This window comes from Streptomyces misionensis (assembly GCF_007896895.1).
GTDB classification, from domain to species: Bacteria; Actinomycetota; Actinomycetes; order Streptomycetales; family Streptomycetaceae; genus Streptomyces; species Streptomyces misionensis_A.
Window position 1 is genome coordinate 1 of record NZ_VOGW01000091.1, and the last position, 922, is coordinate 922.

The window sequence follows — 922 nt, forward strand, 5'->3', positions numbered from 1 at the left end:
GAACTGAACGCCCGCCCGGCCCCCCGAGCCGGGCGGGCGTTCAGTTCTGGTGGGACTGGTAGTGCGCGACCGCGTCGGAGGTACGGCCGGCACCGTAGACCCGCAGGAACTCGGCGAGTTCGGGCTGGGTCGGGGCGAGGGCGTCCGCGGCCTCGATGATGTCGCTCGCGGCGGCCACCGAGCGCAGCAGCGACTGGATCTCCCGGACCACGCGCTTGACGGTGGGCGCGCCCGAACCGTTCGTCGACTGCGCGGTGTTGCTCAGCACGGAGCCCCCCTGCGACTTCTTGATCTCGTCCATCCGCTCGGTCGCCTCGGCGGCGCTGACGCTGCCGTCCGCCACCTGCGCCGCCAGCTCCTGGAGCTGCTGTACCCGCTGGACCACCGCGGGATTGCCGATCTTCGCCCGCTGCCCGCTCATCAGCTGGGAGAGCATCGGGGCGGACAGCCCCAGGACCGCGGCGAGACGGGCCTGGTTGAGGCCGAGATCGTCGATCAGCTTACGGAAGAGCGCCCCCAACGGCTCCCCGTACCAGTTCCGCTGCAGCTCCCGCGCTCTGGCGGTGGCTTCCTGCTGTGCGGCGTCCATTGCGTCTCCCCATCGCTTCCCCTGAAAACCGCGGTTCGCTGTAGCGAACCACGTCGAGCATCTTACGGAGCGTGGTCATCCGCGGGGACCCCCAATCTTTTTGCGGGATACGGGGGGTGACCCGGTACTCTGGTCTGCGGCACCGGTGGGCTCACATCCCCTCCGGTCGGCCACACCCTTCCCGGGGCCTTAGCTCAGTTGGTAGAGCGCCGTCTTTGCATGGCGGATGTCAGGGGTTCGACTCCCCTAGGCTCCACCGTCAAGAACCCCCTGACCTGCGAAAACGCCGGTCAGGGGGTTCTTTGGTGTGGGCGGGCGGGCTCGGGTTCGCCA

At 69.1% G+C, this 922-nt stretch carries 1 protein-coding gene and 1 tRNA gene; one reads left to right on the plus strand and one right to left on the minus strand.

The annotated features are described in order from the left end of the window. Positions 1-40: 40 nt before the first annotated feature. Entirely contained in the window at positions 41-589 is a 549-nt protein-coding gene (locus FRZ03_RS16295) for a helix-turn-helix domain-containing protein (RefSeq protein WP_070028904.1), read from the minus strand. Positions 590-772: 183 nt separating this feature from the next. Between FRZ03_RS16295 and FRZ03_RS16300 the strand changes: the two genes are divergently transcribed. Next, positions 773-845: transfer RNA gene (locus FRZ03_RS16300), tRNA-Ala, on the plus strand. Positions 846-922 lie beyond the last annotated feature (77 nt).

Bases quoted from the DNA above. Each gene is read 5' to 3' on its own strand.
- FRZ03_RS16295 (WP_070028904.1), bottom strand. From the start codon at position 589: ATGGACGCCGCACAGCAGGAAGCCACCGCCAGAGCGCGGGAGCTGCAG.